General features: G+C 68.3%; 15 protein-coding genes and 2 tRNA genes. 9 read left to right on the top strand and 8 right to left on the bottom strand.

Annotated elements, in window-relative coordinates:
* Positions 1-86 precede the first annotated feature (86 nt).
* Positions 87-160 (top strand) — tRNA-Met (locus tag ACUYM2_RS13005).
* A gap of 69 nt (positions 161-229) precedes the next feature.
* Here the strand turns inward: ACUYM2_RS13005 and ACUYM2_RS13000 are convergent.
* Positions 230-1,783 (bottom strand): acyltransferase family protein, encoded by a 1,554-nt coding sequence (locus tag ACUYM2_RS13000; RefSeq protein WP_481600431.1) that lies wholly within the window; start codon positions 1,781-1,783, stop codon positions 230-232.
* Between the two features lie 388 nt (positions 1,784-2,171).
* Between ACUYM2_RS13000 and ACUYM2_RS12995 the strand changes: the two genes are divergently transcribed.
* Positions 2,172-2,248: transfer RNA gene (locus ACUYM2_RS12995), tRNA-Met, on the top strand.
* Positions 2,249-2,297: 49 nt separating this feature from the next.
* Here ACUYM2_RS12995 and ACUYM2_RS12990 read toward each other — a convergent pair.
* The 3 genes from ACUYM2_RS12990 to ACUYM2_RS12980 all read right to left on the bottom strand — a co-directional run bounded on the left by ACUYM2_RS12990 (position 2,298) and on the right by ACUYM2_RS12980 (position 6,756).
* Entirely contained in the window at positions 2,298-3,722 is a 1,425-nt protein-coding gene (locus ACUYM2_RS12990) for a cryptochrome/photolyase family protein (protein ID WP_481600430.1), read from the bottom strand.
* A gap of 81 nt (positions 3,723-3,803) precedes the next feature.
* Positions 3,804-4,592, bottom strand: coding sequence for a PspA/IM30 family protein (locus tag ACUYM2_RS12985; protein ID WP_481600429.1), 789 nt, complete (start codon positions 4,590-4,592; stop codon positions 3,804-3,806).
* Between the two features lie 115 nt (positions 4,593-4,707).
* Positions 4,708-6,756, bottom strand: a complete 2,049-nt coding sequence (locus tag ACUYM2_RS12980; RefSeq protein ID WP_481600428.1) for a TPM domain-containing protein — start codon at positions 6,754-6,756, stop codon at positions 4,708-4,710.
* Positions 6,757-7,063: 307 nt separating this feature from the next.
* On the opposite strand from ACUYM2_RS12980, the gene ACUYM2_RS12975 reads away from it, so the two are divergent.
* The 6 genes from ACUYM2_RS12975 to ACUYM2_RS12950 all read left to right on the top strand — a co-directional run bounded on the left by ACUYM2_RS12975 (position 7,064) and on the right by ACUYM2_RS12950 (position 13,582).
* Complete coding sequence (locus tag ACUYM2_RS12975; protein ID WP_481600427.1) at positions 7,064-8,662, top strand: S1C family serine protease; 1,599 nt, start codon at positions 7,064-7,066, stop codon at positions 8,660-8,662.
* A gap of 267 nt (positions 8,663-8,929) precedes the next feature.
* Positions 8,930-9,730, top strand: coding sequence for an electron transfer flavoprotein subunit beta/FixA family protein (locus ACUYM2_RS12970; RefSeq protein ID WP_481601490.1), 801 nt, complete (start codon positions 8,930-8,932; stop codon positions 9,728-9,730).
* Between the two features lie 14 nt (positions 9,731-9,744).
* Entirely contained in the window at positions 9,745-10,704 is a 960-nt protein-coding gene (locus tag ACUYM2_RS12965; protein ID WP_481600426.1) for an electron transfer flavoprotein subunit alpha/FixB family protein, read from the top strand.
* A 3-nt stretch (positions 10,705-10,707) separates the two neighbouring features.
* Positions 10,708-11,487 (top strand): PIG-L deacetylase family protein, encoded by a 780-nt coding sequence (locus ACUYM2_RS12960; protein WP_481600425.1) that lies wholly within the window; start codon positions 10,708-10,710, stop codon positions 11,485-11,487.
* 72 nt (positions 11,488-11,559) lie between these two features.
* Positions 11,560-12,093, top strand: coding sequence for a gluconokinase (locus tag ACUYM2_RS12955; protein ID WP_346959550.1), 534 nt, complete (start codon positions 11,560-11,562; stop codon positions 12,091-12,093).
* A 94-nt stretch (positions 12,094-12,187) separates the two neighbouring features.
* A complete protein-coding gene (locus ACUYM2_RS12950; protein WP_481601489.1) occupies positions 12,188-13,582 on the top strand; it encodes a GntT/GntP/DsdX family permease in 1,395 nt (464 codons plus the stop codon).
* A 71-nt stretch (positions 13,583-13,653) separates the two neighbouring features.
* Here ACUYM2_RS12950 and ACUYM2_RS12945 read toward each other — a convergent pair whose 3' ends face one another.
* The 4 genes from ACUYM2_RS12945 to ACUYM2_RS12930 form a co-directional block, all read right to left on the bottom strand.
* Positions 13,654-14,526 carry an anti-sigma factor gene (locus ACUYM2_RS12945; protein ID WP_481601488.1) on the bottom strand — a complete coding sequence of 291 codons (873 nt, stop codon included), beginning with the start codon at positions 14,524-14,526 and terminating at the stop codon, positions 13,654-13,656.
* Between the two features lie 10 nt (positions 14,527-14,536).
* Positions 14,537-15,142, bottom strand: coding sequence for an ECF RNA polymerase sigma factor SigK (gene sigK / locus ACUYM2_RS12940; RefSeq protein WP_481600424.1), 606 nt, complete (start codon positions 15,140-15,142; stop codon positions 14,537-14,539).
* Positions 15,143-15,392: 250 nt separating this feature from the next.
* The gene (locus ACUYM2_RS12935; RefSeq protein ID WP_481600423.1) at positions 15,393-15,860 is read right to left on the bottom strand and encodes a tRNA (cytidine(34)-2'-O)-methyltransferase; all 468 of its coding nucleotides are present in this window, start codon (positions 15,858-15,860) and stop codon (positions 15,393-15,395) included.
* Between the two features lie 28 nt (positions 15,861-15,888).
* Positions 15,889-16,860, bottom strand: a complete 972-nt coding sequence (locus ACUYM2_RS12930) for a J domain-containing protein (RefSeq protein ID WP_481600422.1) — start codon at positions 16,858-16,860, stop codon at positions 15,889-15,891.
* A 125-nt stretch (positions 16,861-16,985) separates the two neighbouring features.
* Between ACUYM2_RS12930 and ACUYM2_RS12925 the strand changes: the two genes are divergently transcribed.
* On the top strand, positions 16,986-17,888 hold the full coding sequence (locus ACUYM2_RS12925) for a diacylglycerol/lipid kinase family protein (RefSeq protein ID WP_481600421.1): 903 nt from the start codon (positions 16,986-16,988) through the stop codon (positions 17,886-17,888).
* The last annotated feature ends 3 nt before the right edge of the window (positions 17,889-17,891 follow it).

Here is a 17,891-nt window from a genome sequence, read left to right as displayed (position 1 = left end):
GCAGCACCTACGGACCGGGATGGGATGCACATCACGCCGCCTCGATTTGGCCGCGCGTTCACCGGCGGGTAGAGTTGTTCTTGCGACGCGGGGTGGAGCAGTTCGGTAGCTCGCTGGGCTCATAACCCAGAGGTCACAGGTTCAAATCCTGTCCCCGCAACTGGAAAGAAAGTCCGGAACACTGAAAGGTGTTGCGGACTTTCTGTTTTAAGCGGACCAAGGACCGGAATCAGGGGCGCCGAGAGAGGCCGTCCGCCTGAACAGCCTGACCCCCGGAGAGGTGAACCAGTTCGCTGTGCCGCCCAAAGAAGCCCAGGAAGTCCACCGCTTCGGTCCCGGCGCGTCCGAACGAGTGCGGCACCCGTGGGTCGAAGTCGGCGCTCTCGCCGGCGGCCAGAATCTGCTCCGTTCCCCCGAGTGATAGCCGCAGCCGCCCGTTCAGGACATGGATCGACTCCTCTCCCTCGTGGGCCAGGGGTTCCTGCGGGTCATCGTCGGACCCAGCTTCGATCGTGCACCTGAAAGCACGGACCGGGCCTGCCTGCCGGGACAGTGGGAGGGCCGTCAGTTTTCCCCGTCTGATGGGCACTCCCGTGACCAGTGGCTCGGCCACGGTACGTCCCGATTCACTCCCCACAGCCGGGATCCGTGCCGGGCGGTCCGGCGAACCGCCGGCGGCCGCAGGGCCGCGCTTTTCCCGGGCAGGCTTTCGTGAGCCTGTGGGCCAGAGTTGCGGATGGCGTTTGGCAGCGACGTCTTCAACCCACCCGATCGTGAGGAACAGGACAGCCATGAGGAGCCAGACCCCAATGAACTGGGTCCACTCGGCATCCAGCAGCCAGGGGATGGCTGCGGCGACGGCCTCGATGTCGTATAGCCGGTCAATGATCACCACCGTGATGACCAGCAGCAGGTTGTGCCAGAGATAGATGGTCATGGCCCTGTTGTTCATCAACGTCACGGTCTTGTCCAGGAAACGCAACGGTCCCGGGAGCGATTGCCAGGACGGTGAAATCCGGAAAAGCATCGCGGAAAATCCGAGCGACCACAGGGCTTGTGCGAGCGGAATGTTGTTCAGGTCCATATCGGAACCGTCCGGGTGGGTAAACGCCCAATGTAAACCCAACGCCATGAGCGCCGGCCCTGCGGTGAAAAAGGCCCACCGGGGGATTTTGCGGAGGAGTCCCTGATAGTGGGCGAAGCCGAGGAGCCAGCAGGAGCCATAGGTGGCGAAGTCCGTGATGCCGCTTGCCCCCCACTCCGGCAGCGGGACGGCTGCGACGCCGATGACGGCCATCAGGGCCAGAGGGGCAAGCAACGTGGGCCAGGGAAATCGACGGAACGACGTGAGCAGCAACGGTGAGAGCAGCATGAACCAGAAGTAGGCCCGGATGTACCACAGGATTTCCTCCGCTTGTGATGCCCAGGATGACTCAACCAGGCCCGCGTCGGTTCCGACGGCTTGCGGGAAGGGAGGGTCCCCGACCGGGACGAACCACAGAACGAGTTGGAGCCATGATCCGCCGTCGTCGTCGGGAGTCCAGCCCTCCCACAGCAAAAGCACGAGGACGGTGGCGCTGTACAGCCCCAGGGGAAGGAGTAACCGGCGGGTCCGGCTCTTCAATACTCCCAGGGCCGGACGCTCCAGTGACCGGGCCATCAGGGATCCCGCGAGGGCAAACATCACGCCCATCGACGGGAAGACCATACTCAGCCAGGCTGCGCTGGCGAAGGAGTGGTAGGCGACCACCCGGAACAAGGCGACGGCCCGCAGCAGGTCCAAGTACCGGTCACGGACGGGAGCCCTGGTCGGCGTCGAAGGCTCAACTGCCGCCGTTCTGACGCCGGGCCGCAAAAGAGCCCGATGGTGCTTGCTCCGCGCAGGCGCAGGCGCAGGCGCAGGCGTTGGCGTGGCTGCTTCTGGTCCGATCATGCTGTGTCCTCTGTGTTTCCCTGAGGATCGCCGTCCCTGCGGCGGATTCCGTCCAGCCCGCTGGTGCGGGCTTCGAAGTAAACGGCCCAAACTCTCGGAGGCTCTGGATCCGCGAGCAGATCAGGCGGACGGTCGGTTCTTCGGAGCTTACCTTCACGCAGGTGGCGCGGTCCATGCTCTGCCGAAACCGGGCCGCGGTCGGGGCGGTGCCGAAAATAGGGTAGTCTTGATCAAGCGACGCGGGGTGGAGCAGTTCGGTAGCTCGCTGGGCTCATAACCCAGAGGTCACAGGTTCAAATCCTGTCCCCGCAACCAATGGCACGACGCAAAGGCCCGGATCAACAGATCCGGGCCTTTGCTGTTCCTAGCCGTCCTTGAGCCGCTGGTAGGTCTCCAGAGCCCGGGCCCTGGACTCGGGGAGCCCCACAATGGGGGCCGGGTAGCCCTCGCCGCCGCCGTCGGCCCGCCAGGGTTCATGCACCGCCTTATCGTCGAGGCTGGCAAGCTCGGGGACAAACTGACGCAGGTAGCGGCCGGCCGCGTCGAACTTCTTGCTCTGGGTGACCGGATTGAAGATCCGGAAGTAGGGGGAGGCGTCGGCGCCGGAGCCGGCCACCCACTGCCAGTTGGCCGGGTTGCTCGCGGCGTCGGCGTCCACCAGGGTGTCCCAGAACCAGGCCTCGCCAAGCCGCCAGTCGGCCAGCAGGTTCTTGACCAGGAACGAGGCCGCCGCCATCCGGACGCGGTTGTGCATCCAACCGGTCTGCCAGAGCTGGCGCATGCCGGCGTCCACGAGGGGGTAGCCGGTGCGCCCCTGCTGCCAGGCACGCAGTTCGGCGTCCGACGGCGTCTGCCAGTCAAAGCGGTCAAACTCGGGACGGTAGTTCCGGGTGGCCAGCTGCGGGTTCTCGTAGAGCAGCTGCCAGCAGAATTCCCGCCAGCCGAGTTCGGCGCGGAAGATCCCGACGTCGGCCGGTGCACTGTGCGGGAAGCGTTCCCGGAGGGCGTGCCAGACCCGGAACGGGCTTATTTCGCCGAAACGCAGGTGCGGTGAGAGCCTGCTGGTGCCCTCGACGCCTGGGACGTTCCGGCCCGTGGCGTAGTCTTCGGCCGGCCCGTCCAGGAAGTCCTCCAGCCGGCCGTGCGCGCCTGCCTCGCCCGGCGTCCATTCGGCGGCGAGCCCTGTGCTCCAGTCCGGGTCGTGGGGGAGCAACCCCCAGCTGTGAAGTGCTTCGCTCTCCGGCAGCCCGCCGGAGTCTGCCTTGGGCGGCTCCGGAAGCCGCTGCGGCGCATCCAGGGGCTGCCGGGGCTCTGTCGCGTCGAGGCAGGCCCTCCAGAACGGGGTGAAGACCTTGTAAGGCCCCCCGGAGCCGGTCCGCACCGTCCACGGCTCGAACATCAGGTTGGCTTGGAAGCTCGAGGCGCTGAGCTCCCGGCGTGCCGCCCAATCCTTGAGGCCGGCGTCGATGACGCGTTCCGGGCCGCCGTAGCGGCGGTTCCAGAGCAGCACGGAGGCTCCGGTCTCGTCTGCCAGCCCCCGGATGACCCGGTCGGCCGGGCCGCGCCGCAAGAGCAGGCGGGAGCCTGCCGCCTCGAGGTCGGCGGCGAGTGCCTCGAGCGAATGGTGCAGCCACCATTTCACCGCGCCGCCCAGGGGCCGCACGCCCGGTGACACCTCGTCCAGCACATAGACCACGGTGATCGGGCGGCCCAGCGCGGCCGCTTCCGCCAGGGCCGGGTTGTCATCAAGGCGGAGGTCATCGCGGAGCCAGACAAGGGTCGAGGACATGGCTCCACGCTACTGGATCAGCGTCGCCCCGGGACACAGCAAAGGCCGGGCACGCACTGGTGCCCGGCCCTGCCTCAAGGGTTAGAGCTTGTCGAAGTCGGCTTCCTCCACCGTGGAGCGCGCGGCGGAGCCGTTTCCGGCGCCCAGGGCCGGAGCGGCGCCGCCGGACTTCAGGGCGGCCAGTCTGGCCTCGATTTCGGTCTGTTCGCCGAGGTCCTCCAAGGAGTTGAACTGGGCGTCCAGGCTGGAGGCAGCGAGTTCCTGCTGGCCCCGCACCTTGGCCTCTTCGCGGCGGATCTTCTCTTCGAAGCGGCCCACCTCGGAGGTCGGATCCATGATGTCGATGCTCCTCAGGGCGTCATGCACCTGGGTCTGCGCTGCCGCCGTCTTGGAACGGGCGATCAGTTCGTTGCGCTTGCTGGTGAGCTCGTTGAGTTTGCCCTTCATCTGATCCAGGCCGTGCTTGAGCTTGTCCACCACCTCGGTCTGGGACGCAATGCTCGGCTCCGCCGACTTAGCCTCATTCTCGGAGGAGATCTGGCGCTGAAGGGCCACCTTGGCAAGGTTGTCGAACTTCTCGGCGTCGACTGTGTCGCCCTTGGCGCGGTACTCGTCGGCCTTGCGTGAGGCGGCGAGTGCCTTGTTGCCCCAGTCCTGGGCGTTCTTGACGTCCTCGTTGTAGTCGTCCTGGAGCATGCGCAGATTGCCGATGGTCTGGGCGACCGCCGATTCAGCCTCTGCGATGTTGTTCGTGTAGTCGCGGACCATCTGGTCCAGCATCTTCTGCGGATCCTCCGCCTGGTCCAGCAAGGAATTGATGTTCGCCTTCGCCAGCTGCGCCATGCGGCCGAAAATGGACTGCTTAACCATGGTGTTACCTTTCGTCCTTTCCAGTGGTGGCCACTGGATTCGGTGAACAGTGAATGTACCGCTTCTACCCGCCGGCCGGAACGCGTCCGCCGGCGCCTAGTCTGTAACCGGCGGGCTAGAAACTCCCGGAGTCTCCGCCGCCGAAATCGCCGCCGCCGCCAAAGTCGCCGCCGCCCCAGCCCCCGCCGGAGTCGCCGCCGCCCCAGCCGCCGCCACCGCCGCCCCAGCCGCCGCCACCGCCGCCATGCAGGATGGAGTTGATCAGGATGCCGCCCAGGATGGCGCCGCCAAGGCCTCCGCCTCCGCCGCCGCCGAACATTCCGCCGCGGCCATACCCCTGGTTGGCGTAGCCGCCGAACTGGTCCACGTCCGCCTGGGCCAGCTGCGCGGCCTGGGCGGCAAGGGAATGCGCCTGCTGGGCATACTGCAGGGCCGTGACCGGGTCGGTGCGCGAGATGGACAGCGCGTAATCGAGGTTCCGCTGGGCCTCCGCGAGCCGGGTGCGCGCCTCGGTGCCCACCCCGCCGCGGCGGGCCGTGATGTAGTCCGAAGTGGCGCCGATCTGCGCCTGGGCGGACATGATGCTCTGCTGCAATGAGGCCTGCGCCCGGCGGGCCTGCTCCTGCTGGTCGCGGATGCCGGTAAGGGCCGTGTCGAGGGACTGGTGCGCGTTCTCCACCCGTTCCAGCGTGGCGATGGGGTCAATCTTGCCGCCCTGGATCTCCGCCTTCACCTGGGCCAGCGCAGCCTCCACCCCGGCCACCGGTCCGGCGAGTTCGGGGTGCGCGCCCGACTGGATCATGGCCCGCGCTTGGGCCAGGTCCTGCGAGGTGTCCACAACGGCGGCCTCGAGTCCGCTGCGGGCCTCGTCAAGGTTGCCCGCCACCTTGGTGATGGCCCCGAGCAGCACATTCGTCTGGTGCAGGCTTTCCTCCGCCGCCCGGACGGCGACAGCGGCGAGGCTTCCTTCGCCGGCGTCGAGCTTTTCCCGTGCCGTGGCGGAGGCATTCTGCACAAAGGCCAGCCGTTCCTTGGCTTGGCTGATGTTGTCCGCGACCTGCACCAGCGCGCTCTCCGCGTATTTGGCGCGGAGCCCGGTGAGGGACTCTTCCGCTGCGGCGATCTTCGTCCCGGCTTCCTCGGCACCGGCGCCGACGGCGGCCAGCGCCTGCGGGGCGTTCTTCTCCAGTTCGCGCAGCGAATCGAAGTCCGCCTTCTGCTCCTGGAGGGACGCCAGGGCCGCCTCGGAGCGGCGGATGATTTCTCCGAGCCAGGTACGCTGCTGCTCCTCGGTGTCCGGAATATGGTCATCGAGCTGCTGCTGCAGCTTGAACGACTCGGACATGTGGGCCTTGGCGTCCTGCAGGGCCTTGGTGAAGTTGCCGACAGCGGCGTCGCCGTACTGCGCCTGGGCGAAGCCAAGTTCCTGCTCGCTGGATTTGATGGCGTCATCCGCTTCGATCAGCAGCGAGCCGCTCTTGCGGCGCAGTTCCTCGACGCTCATTCCGGCCAGCGGGTCCAGCTCGGCACCCTGCGGGCCGTAGCCTGCGCCGCTTACCGCGGCGGCTTTCTTCCGGCGGTTGCGGAGGTACAGGTAGGTACCGACGCCGCCGGCGGCCACTACGCCGACGCCGACCAGGACGCCGTTGCCGGCGCCCGCGCCCGAGGGGACCGAGCCGCTGCCGCCACCGGCGGCGTCGCCGACGGCAGCGGCGGTGTCAATCGCCGCCTGGGCGAAGTCGCGCTTTCCGCCGGCCAGGTTCGCGACGATCGCGTTCTGGCTGATGGTGCTGGTCTTGGAGTAAATGGCGCTGGCCGAGTTGGGGGAGAAATAGTACTTACCGTCGTCGGACATGGCCAGGATGACGTCGGCCCGGCCCATGCCCTTGTTTGTCGCCACGGCCTGGGACCAGGCCTTGGGATCGGCAGGGTTCTCAAAAGTCTTCACCGTGACCACGTAAAGGTTGTATTTGTGGTCCTTGAGGAGCTTCTGGATGGCATCCTGGACCTCGCCCTTGCGGTTGCCCAGCACGTTGCCGCTGTCGACGATGTTCTGTCCCGAAGGAATGGTCACCGGATCTTCTGCAAGGGCGGGAGCGGCTGGGAGCGCCAGCAGTCCCGCGACGCCGAGAACGGCGAGGAATCGTTTCATCATTGACCGCATGTGCAACCCTTCAGCACTTCTGTGACCGGATCGGGCCGAGCCGGTCGTCCCAGAACGCAACAGCGCCCCCACGCAGGTGCAAAGCCGCAGGTCGCTGAGGCAATTCCATTTGATTCTATGGTGCACCCCGGAGGGCGTCCACCGCGGGGAATATGCCACCAGCGAAACGCGCTGAAGCCCGAACGATGATGCTTCACCGCCCCGTCCGTCCGGCCGGACGGCGTTCAGGAACCTCCCAGCGAATGTTCGCTCTTGTTCCAGCCAGCGCGGCCATAATTGACTGCAGACGAGGATGAAAGGAAGTCCCATGACTGAGAACCCAATGCAGGGCGCGTCACCGGATCCATCAATCAAGAACCGGGAGCCGGTGGAACCGGGGGAGCGCGCCGCCGCGGCCCAGCACCCCCCGCGTGCGGAGGACTCGGCCCAGGAAAACCCGACCATGAGGCTGGACCGGCCGGCGGATGACGCGCCGCGGCCCGTCTATCCGCAGCGCCCGCCGGCCTACGGCCAGCACCCGGCGCCCGAGACCCAGCAGTTTGGCGCCCCGTCGTCCCAGCCCGGTCACGGCCAGCCCGGCGCGTCCAACACCGGGCCCTACGCCCCGGGCTCCGGACCCTACGCTGGCTACGGCAACCAGCCGCCGGCCGGCCCGGTGTCCCACAGCAACGCCTTCAACCACCCCAGCAATGCGCCCAAGCGCAAGGCCGCCTTCGGCGTACCGACGCTCGTGGCCAGCATCTTGGCGGCCGGCCTGGTGGGCGGCGGTGTCGTAGCCGGCAGCAACGCACTGATCGGGAACCGTCCGCTGGCCTCCACCGGCGGCACCAGCCAGTCCGGCACCGTGATCGTGAACAACAAGGACGATGTCAACGCCATCACCGCCGCGGCCCTGAAGGCCTCGCCCAGCGTCGTGACCATCAAGGCCACCAGTGGCAGCGACGGTGGCACCGGCTCCGGGATCATCCTCGATGGGGAAGGCCACGTCCTCACCAACACCCACGTCGTCACGCTGGACGGCAAGACAGCCAACGCCGCCGTCGAGGTCCGCACCAGCGACGGCAAGGTCTTCAGCGCGAAGATCGTCGGCACCGACCCCCTCTCCGACCTTGCCGTCATCAAGATCAACAACCCCGCCGGCCTGGTCCCGGCCACCCTCGGCGACTCGAGCAAACTCAACGTCGGGGACACGGCCGTCGCCATCGGATCCCCGCTTGGCCTGACCGGAACCGTCACCGACGGCATCGTCTCCACACTGAACCGGACCATTAGCGTGGCATCCTCCGCCGCCCCGAAGGGCGGCGCCGACAATTCCCAGGGCGGCGACCAGGGCTTCCAGTTCGCGCCTCCCGGCGGCGGACAGGCGCCGAGCACCGCCGACCAGGGCAGCATCTCAATCAACGTCATCCAGACCGACGCGGCCATCAACCCCGGCAACTCCGGCGGCGCGCTGGTGAACAGCAAGGGTGAAATCATCGGCGTCAACGTCGCCATCGCCTCCGCCGGCGGGGACGCCAGCGGCAGCAGCAGCGGCAACATCGGCGTCGGCTTCAGCATCCCCATCAACCACGCCAAGCGGGTCGCGCAAGAGATCATCAACACGGGCAAGGCCACCCACGGCCAGCTTGGCGTAAGCGTCAAGTCCAAGGCTGCGGGCTCCTCATCCTCCGGGTTCTCCGTCGGCGCCGACGTGGCCACGGTCGAGCCCGGTTCGGCCGCCGACAAAGCCGGCATCAAGGTCGGCGACGTGATCACCAAGTTCCAAGACCGGACCATTAGCGATCCGAACCAACTGACGGCTGCCGTCCGCGAGCAGGCCGCCGGAGCGACCGTAAAGGTGACGGTCCTCCGGGGCGGCCAGGAGCAGGAACTCGACGTGACCCTCGGGGCCGCCGCCGAGCAGTAACCGGAAGAGCGTAACCGCAAGAGCACGCCGGCCGGCACCCTTGGGGGTGCCGGCCGTCGGTCCGTTCCTGGACCCGGAGCAAGTCTGCATACCGGCACCGGCTGCCTCCGGAAGGCCCTGACACAGGCGTTAACCCAGGCCGCGGCGGGCCCGCGCTATATGGTTAGCTAGGAGCAACCCGGCACCTCCGGGTGTTCCCTGGCCACGACCCCACCCGGCTGGCTGCCCCCCGCATGGAAGGCTGCTGTAGACACAGTGGAAGAGACTTTGAAGATCATCGTGCTGGTCAAGCACGTACCTGATGCGCAGTTCGACCGCCACCTCAGCGCCGGGGACAAGACCACGGACCGCTCCGAAAGCATCCTGTCGGAGCTGGACGAGTACGCCCTCGAGGCGGCCCTGCAGCTGATCGAGGCGCGCGGCGGCGAGGCCGCCGGCAACAAGGTCATCGCCCTTAGCATGGGCCCGGCCGGCGCCGTCAACGCGGTCAAGAAGTCGCTGCAGATCGGCGCCACCGAAGGCGTGCACCTCAGCGACGATGCGCTCGCCGGCTCGGATGCCGCCGCCACGTCGCTTGCGCTGGCCGCGGCGATCAGGCACCTCGGTGCCGACGCCCCCGCGGACCTGATCCTGACCGGCATGGCCTCCACCGACGGCGAGACCTCCCTGGTCCCCGCCCAGCTCGCCGAGCGGCTCGGCCTGCCGCAGGTGACGTTTGCATCCTCCCTCGACCTCGACGGCGGCAAGCTCACGGCCCGCCGCGACGGGGACTCCCACGCCGATACCGTCGAGGCCACCCTGCCGGCCGTCGTGTCCGTCACCGACCAGATCAATGATCCCCGCTACCCGAATTTCAAGGGCATCATGGCGGCGAAGAAGAAGACCATCACCACCCTGACGCTCGCGGACATCGGCGTCGACCCCAAACAGGTGGGGCTGGCCGGATCCTGGACCGTCGTCGAAACCGCGGAGGCCCGGCCGGCGCGGACGGCGGGCACCATCATCACCGACGAAGGCGACGCCGGCATCAAGCTGGTCGAGTTCCTGGCCGCGCAGAAGCTGCTCTAAGGGGAGATCCAGACATGGCAAAAGTTCTCGTATTCATCGACACCCCGGGCCCGGCGCTGAAGAAGTCCAGCCTCGAACTGCTCACCATCGCCGGCTCCCTGGGCGAGACCGCGGTCGCCTTCAACGGCGAACTGCAGGACGACGTCGCCGCGGCCCTGGCAGCCTACGGCGCGGATGAGCTCTACGTCCCCGCGGCCGCGGACCTCAACGACTACCTCGTCGGCCCCAAGGCAGCGTTCCTCGCGGCCGCCGCGGGCACGTCCGGGGCCACGGTCGTACTGGCCGAAAACTCGGCTGAAGGCAAGGAAATCGCGGCCCGGCTGGGCATCAGGCTCGGCGCCGGCGTGATCACCGACGTTGTCGCCGTGGACCCGGACGGAACCGCGCACAAATCGGTGCTCGCCGGTTCGTACACCACCACGGCAAAGGCGACCACCCCGGTGGCCGTGCTCACCGTCAAGGCCAACAGCGTCGTCCCCGAGCCGGCCACGTTGTCCTCCGCCACCGCCCTGCAGCCCGTCACCGTCGAACTGCCGTCCGACGCCACGGCCGGCGCGGCCCGGGTGGTCGCCCGGAGCGAGAAGGCGGCCAGCGGGCGCCCCGAGCTTTCCGAAGCCCGGATCGTCGTTGCCGGCGGCCGCGGCGTGGACGGAAACTTCGGCCCCCTGGAAGACCTCGCGGACGCTCTGGGCGCGGCTCTCGGCGCGTCCCGAGCCGCCACGGACGCCGGCTGGATCGGCCACGACGCGCAGATCGGCCAGACCGGCAAAACCGTCTCCCCGCAGCTCTACATTTCGGCCGGTATCTCCGGAGCCATCCAGCAGAAGGCCGGCATGCAGACCGCCAAGGTGATCGTCGCGGTGAACAAGGACGCCGAATCGCCGGTCTTCGAGATCGCCGACTTCGGCATCGTCGGCGACCTCTTCCAAGTGCTGCCGCAGGCGACCGCAGAAATCAAGAAACGCAAAGGCTGAGCCGTGAGCACCCACGCCCCCGCGGCACAGAGCCCGTTCAATCCGGACCGCAACCGGATCGAGCGGGTGCTTTGTTTCACCGCGCACCCGGACGATATCGACTTCGGCGCGGCCGGCACCATCGCCGCCTGGACCGACGCCGGGGTCCAGGTCAGCTACTGCATCATGACCGACGGCGACGCCGGCGGCTTCGACCCGGAGCAGAGGGATGAAATCGTCCGGCTGCGGACCGAGGAGCAGCAGCGCGCCGCCGCACTCGTCGGCGTCACCGACATCCACTACCTGCACCAGCGCGACGGTTACCTCGAACCCTCGCATGATGTCATCCGGGAGGTGGTCCGTCTGACCCGCCGGCTCCGGCCCGACGTCGTGCTGGCCATGCATCCCGAGCGGAATTGGAAGCGGATCCAGAAGAGCCATCCGGACCACCTGGCGGTGGGGGAAGCGGTGACCCGGGCGGTCTACCCGGCCCTGGAGAACCCCTTCGCCTACCCGGAGCTGGCCGACGCGGGTCTGGAGGCCTACAAGCTGCCCTGGCTCTGGCTCTTCGCCGGCCCGGAGGAACGCGAAAACCACTTCGTCGACGTCACCGGTCACCTCGAGAACAAACTGGCGGCCATCCACATCCACACTAGCCAGCACCCCGACGCCGAGGCGATGGAACGCACCGTCCGCGGTCTTATGCTCGCGGCCGGAGAACGCGGCGGCCTCGCCCCGGGCCGTAGCGCCGAGGCGTTCCACGTAGTTGCCGTCAACGGCCCGTCGACCATCGCCGGCTTCTAGTTGCCCGCGGCTGGCCGCTGCCATATGCTTGCCATTGTTTAAATCATATTTATTGATGGAAGGCAGACTTTAATGGCGAAGACTGCGCAGCACCCCGTTCTGGTCATCATGGGCGTCTCGGGCTCGGGCAAATCCACCGTGGCGGGCCTGCTGGCCGGACGGCTGGGCTGGGATCTCGCGGAGGGAGATGACCTGCACCCCGCGTCCAACGTGGCCAAAATGCATGCCGGCCAGCCGCTGACCGACGAAGACCGCTGGCCCTGGCTGGACAGCATCGCCGCCTGGATCCGGGCGCACACGGCCGCCGGAACGCCGGGCGTCGTCACTTGCTCGGCCCTGAAGAAGCGGTACCGCGACGTGCTCCGCGGAGAAGGCGTGGTGTTTGTCTTCCTGGAGGGCAGCAAGGAGCGGATCTCGGACCGGCTGGCGTCCCGGCACGGCCACTTCATGCCGCCGGCCCTGCTGGAATCCCAGTTCGACGCCCTTGAAGCGCCCACCGGGGACGAAAACTTCATCACCCTCTCCGTGGGCGCAACCCCCGCCGACGAAGCCCAGGAAATCATCGACCGGCTCCATCTCGACGGCGCCGACGCCGCCGCGCGCTGACCGCATACCTACCGCGCACCGACCGCGCACTGACCAGGTGCCGGTCGCCATCCCCCATTCCCGCTAGGAACACGTTTTGAATTCTCTTGCAGCAATGCAGCTTCCCGCTGCCGTCGAGGCCTGGACCGGCCACGACACCCAGCTCCTGGTGGTCGCAGCCCTCGGCATCGCGCTGATCGTGGTGCTGATCGCCAAGTTCAAGCTCCACCCCTTCCTCGCCCTGGTGCTCGGCTCCGCCTTCGTCGGGCTGGCCTCGGGCGTGGAACTGGCCAAGATCATCACCAACTTCGAGGACGGAGTCGGCGGCGTCCTGAAAGAAGTGGGGCTGCTGATCGCCCTCGGCGCCATGTTGGGCAAGCTCCTGGCGGACTCCGGCGGCGCCAACCGGGTGGTGGACACCCTGCTCGCCAAGGCCGGCGGCAACCGGGTGGTCTGGTCCATCACGCTCGTAGCGGTGATCATCGGCCTGCCGATGTTCTTCGAGATCGGCCTGGTGCTGCTGCTCCCGGTGATCGTGCTTGTCACACAGCGCTCCAAGATGCCGCTCATGCGCATTGCCATCCCCGCGCTGGCCGGGCTGTCCGTGTTGCACGGCCTCGTGCCGCCGCACCCGGGGCCCCTGATCGCGATCAGCGCCGTTAAGGCCGAGCTTGGCACGACCCTCGCCCTGGGGCTCCTCGTCGCCATCCCCACCGTCATCATCTGCGGGCCGCTGTTTTCGCGGCTCGCCGCCAGGTGGGTACCGGTGGGCGCCCCCGCCGTCGCCGGCGGTATCGACACCCAGCACGGCGCCGACCTGGAGGGCGTCAAGCGCCAGCCCAGCTTCCCGGTCACGCTGCTGACCATCATCTTCCCGGTGGTGCTGATGCTGCTTAAAGCCGTCGTGGACATCATCTGGCCGGACCCCGCCACCGCACCGTGGATCAGGGTCTTCTTCGACTTCGTGGGCCAGCCGCTCGTGGCGATGACCCTCGCCGTGCTCCTCGCCATCGGCACCTTCGGCTACGCCGTCGGTTTCACCGGCAACAAGATCACCACCAAGATCGGCGCGAGCCTGGGGCCGATCGCCGCGATCCTGCTGATCGTGGGCGCCGGCGGCGGTTTCAAGCAGACCCTGATCGGCGCCGGCGTCGGCGACGCGGTGAAGAAATGGGCCGAAGGCGCCAACATGTCCGTGCTGCTCCTGGGCTTCCTCGTGGCCGTGGCGCTCCGGCTGGCCACCGGCTCCGCCACCGTGGCCACCGTGACCGCGGCCGGCATCGTCGCGCCGCTGGCCAGCTCACTCACTCCGACCCACGCGGCCCTGCTGGCCCTCGCGATCGGGGCCGGCTCGCTCTTCCTTTCGCACGTCAACGACGCCGGCTTCTGGCTGGTGAAGGAACTCTTTGGACTGAGCGTCGGCCAGACCTTCAAAACCTGGTCCGTCATGGAAACCCTGATCTCCGTGGTGGGCTTCGCCTTCGTGATGCTGCTCTCGCTGGTCGTCTAGCGCCGCAGGCAGTCAGAAGCCGCGCGGGCCCCGAACATTCGGGACCCGCGCGGCTTTGTTGTTCCCAGGTGTCAGGCGCCCAGCGGTGCGGCGGCCACGGTCGGCAGAGTGGGTGACTTTGAGCCGCCGGCAGGCTCCACCGTGATGCCCAGGGAGGCAGCGGAACCGATCCCCGTAACAACAGCCGGCTTGGACAGGGCCTCCGCGTCCATCAGGCCCTTGGAGACCGGGGCCGAGCCGTCCTTAGGGATCAGCCACATCTGGTAGACCTTGCCCGTGGGCGGGGCGGGGACGCCGTTCATTTCTACAACAGCGGCGTCCCGGGAAGCGGAGAGGGTCAGCGAGGCGGTGCCGCCGCCGACGACGTCGACGGTCGCGCGGCGCACGTCGCCGGCCTGGCGCACCTGGGCAAGCGGGTCGTTCTGATTGGCGACATACGCGCCGACCCCGACGCCGCCCACGGCGATGGCGGCGGCCGCAGCCACGCCGACCAGCCAGTTGCGCATTCCCTGCGGACGCTTGCGCTCATCGCGGCGCTGGCGCGCGGCACCGAGTTCGTCCGTGACCGGAAGTTCGGAGTGTTCCCGGACGGGCCGGGCCACTACCGGGGGAGCGGCGGGGGCCGGCTGCCCGTCGACGGCCGGTCCGGCCACCTGTGCGGGCAGGGCCGCAACAATACGGTCGAAGAGCCCGGCAGGCGGTGCCTCCTCGGCGCGGAAGCTCATGGTCAGGGTCTCGTGTGCCTGCCGGACCCGCTCCTCAAACTCGGCGCGCTCCGCGGGAGGCGCGTCCGCGAGGTAGCGGTCGACGGCGATGCGTTCCGCGTCGTCGAGGGCGTGGAGCGCGTAAACCTCCGCGAGGTCAACGGCGCGGCCGGAGCTGAGGTCGCTGGCGATGTCGGCGCCAAAGCTGCCGGGCGCGCGTCCGCTGCCCTGTGGATTCATATCGTTCATCTCAACTCACCCCCAAGCAGGTCTTCAGGCGGATCAGTCCGTCGCGGATGCGGGACTTGATGGTGGGAACGGCCGCGTTGAGCTTTTCTGCGACTTCCCGGTAGGTGAGCCCGCCGTAGTAGGCGAGCCGGACGGATTCCTGTTGCGTCTCGGTCAGGGTGTCCAGGCAGCGGACCACGGCTTCGGCCTCGAGCCGGCTGCCGACCTCGTCCGAGACCGAGTCATGGTCGATTTCCTGGCTGCTAGCCCCGTACCTGGCCTCCCGGTCGGTAGAGGACTGCGATGACCGGACCTTGTCCACCGCCCGGCGGTGGGCAATTGTCATCAGCCACGCGAGCGGGCTGCCGGCGTCGGCGTTGAACTTCGCCGCATTCTGCCAGACCTGGAGGAAGACCTCCTGGGTGGTGTCCTCGCTGAGTTCGGCATCGATCAGGACCCGGCGCGCCATGCCGAAAACTCTGCGCGAGGTCAGCTGATAAAACTCGGCAAAGGCGGCCTGGTCCCCGTCGGCGATCTGTCCGAGCAGCACGACCAGCCGGCGGTTTACGTCGGCTGAGGCGCTGGGGGGAGCTGTGGCCTCGCGGTTCGGGGCGTTCGGAGTTTCCATCACCTTCAAGCATAAGGTGCGTGCCGCCGATAGCGGGTCAGGACGGGTGTTGACAGCACTGTGGTTGCCCGCAGCCCAACGGGCCGGGCGTCTATCCGCCTGCATTGTTCTCACCTGCCGCTCCTCGCTCCCTCCGCCGCTCGCCGTGAATGCTCTCTCAGAAGGGATTCGGCGCAGGGGTGGGAGCGGATGGGCCGGACTTCCGGGATAGTGAGAGCCGGCTCTTCCCGGCATCCGGGGCGGGACGGTGCTACAGCTTGGCGCCCGCGAAGCCCTGCTGGCGCCAGGCCTCGTACACGGCGATCGAGGCCGCGTTGGCCAGGTTCAGCGAGCGCAGCGCCGGCAGCATCGGCAGCCGGACGCGGGAGGTCACGTGCGGGTCGTGCTTGATTTCCTCGGAGAGGCCCACGGATTCCCGGCCGAACATCAGCACGTCGCCGGGACGGTAACTGATGTCCGTGTAGGAGGTCTCGCCGTCGGAGGTGAAGGCGAAGACCCGCTCCGGCTGCAGCGCTTCCCACGCGGCGTCGAGGTCCCGGTGCACGGTGACGACGGCGAGGTCGTGGTAGTCCAGGCCGGCCCGGCGCAGCTTGGCATCGGAGAAGTCGAAGCCCAGCGGCTCCACGAGGTGGAGCTCGGCCCCCGTGATGGCGGCCAGCCGGATGGCGTTGCCGGTATTGCCGGGGATTTCAGGGCTGTGGAAGAGGATGCGGAACACGGTCCCATCCTAGCGAGCCGGCTGTCCGCTAGTGCATTCCGCGCAGCAGCCGGGCGAGCACCGGGACATTGACCGTATTCGGGGCCGGCCCCGAACTGAGGAACTGCTTGAGGCCGCGGGCCAGCCCGGCCGCATTGACCACCTGCACGAGTTCGTGGCTGTCGCCGCGGTCCCGGGAGCGTCCGTGCCGGTCAATCACCGGTTCGTGCAGGTTGCCGTCGGTGCTGTGGATGACGGTCCAGCCGGTGACGTTCAGCTCGGGGAAAATGTCCTGCATCCGGCGCACCACGTGGGCCAGTTGCGGCGGAGCGATGGACCGTCCGCCGTGGTTCAGGGTGCTGCCGTTCCAGGCGTAGGCCCCCGGCGGCAGGAGCATCGAACCGATGATGGCCAGCCGGTAGCCGGAGACCAGCACGTGGTCGATATGGCTGTTATCCGCAGGGGACTGCAGGCCGTTGATCAGGCGGGCGGCCGGGATGGCGGGCAGGATCTGCCGGGTGATCAGCTGCACAGTGCGCATTTCGCGCTGGATGCGTGCCTCTGCGCCGAAGATTCCCCGCCGGCGCGGCATACCGTGGACCTGCTGGCGGGCCACCGACTCCGGGATCAGCGGCACCCCGCCGCCTGCCGCCACGTCCTCGAAGGACGGGACGTAGACCGGTGCGTCCGCGGCGGTGTTGCGCGGCGTATTGGGCCGGCGGACATGCGCGGAGGCCCGGCTTCCGGCGGCCGGTGCGTCGAAGTGGGCCCCTTCCTCGGCCGGAGCGGTGCGGCTGGAAAAGGCCGTGCCGCTGCCGTAGGAGCGGTCGTAGTCGGCCCGGCGCTTGGCGTCGATGAGGGTCTCATAGGCGAGCGTCACGCGGCGGAACGTGGCGGCGTCGCCTCCGTGGTCCGGGTGGGCCGTGCGGGCAGCCTTGCGGTAGGCCACCTTGATGTCCTTGTCCGTGGCCGTGACGGGGATCCTGAGGACCTGGTAATGCGAGCTGTTGCCCTGCGTCAAGCACGATTCCTTTGCGTCGTTGGAGCCGGGCCGGCCTGGAGTTCCGGCGTGGCCAGTTTAACCGGCTGGGGGAATAACGAGTGCGCAACCGCGGATGGTTCCCGGTGGCTGGCATAATTCAGCGCATGAAGATCGCCCTCGCCGTCAACCCGCGCGCCTCCTTCGGCCGCGGGCAGCAAGCCGGCCGGGAAGCCGCGGAATGCTTCCGCGCGGCCGGGGCGCAGGTCCAGCTGCTGTGCGAGGACAGCTACGAGAAGCTGGCCCGGGCCGTGGATAAGGCGCTGGCCGACGGGGTGGACGCCCTGGTCGTGGCCGGCGGTGACGGCATGGTGCACCTCGGTGTCAACGCGCTCGCCGGCTCGGGCGCCACGTTCGGCGAGACGCCGCTGGGCATTATTCCGAGCGGAACCGGAAACGACATGGCACGGGCGCTCGGCCTGCCGCGGCACGACATCCCGGCGGCCGCCGAGCGGGTGCTGGCGGCACTGGAGTCGGGCGGGCGCCTGATCGACGCCGGCCGGGTAAGCTCGGGCGGCCGGACGCACTGGTTTGCCGGCGTGGTCTCCGCGGGCTTTGACGCCGCGGTCAACGAGCGCGCCAACGCCTGGCGCCGCCCGCGCGGACAGGCCCGGTACAACCTCGCCATGCTGTGCGAACTGGCCACCTTCCGCGCCATCGAGTACACCGTCACGGCCGACGGCGAACGCTGGCAGCAGGGCGCCATGCTGATCTCGGTGGCCAACGGACAGTCGATCGGCGGTGGCATGAAGGTGGTGCCCGACGCCGTGCTCGACGACGGCTACCTGGACCTGTTTATCGTCCGGCCGCTGTCCCGCGCCGGCTTCCTCGCGGTGTTCCCGAAGGTTTTTTCCGGCCGGCACGTGAGCCACCCGGCCGTGGAGATCCGCCGGGTCCGGCGGGTTGAGCTGGAGGCGCAAGGAGTGGTCGCCTACGCGGACGGGGAGCGGATCGGCCCGCTGCCGCTGAACATCGACGTGGTTCCCGGCGCGATCCGGGTCCTGGCGTAGGCA

The sequence above is a fragment of the Arthrobacter sp. SD1074B genome, assembly GCF_056780195.1.
This window is presented reverse-complemented; position numbering and strand designations above follow the sequence as displayed.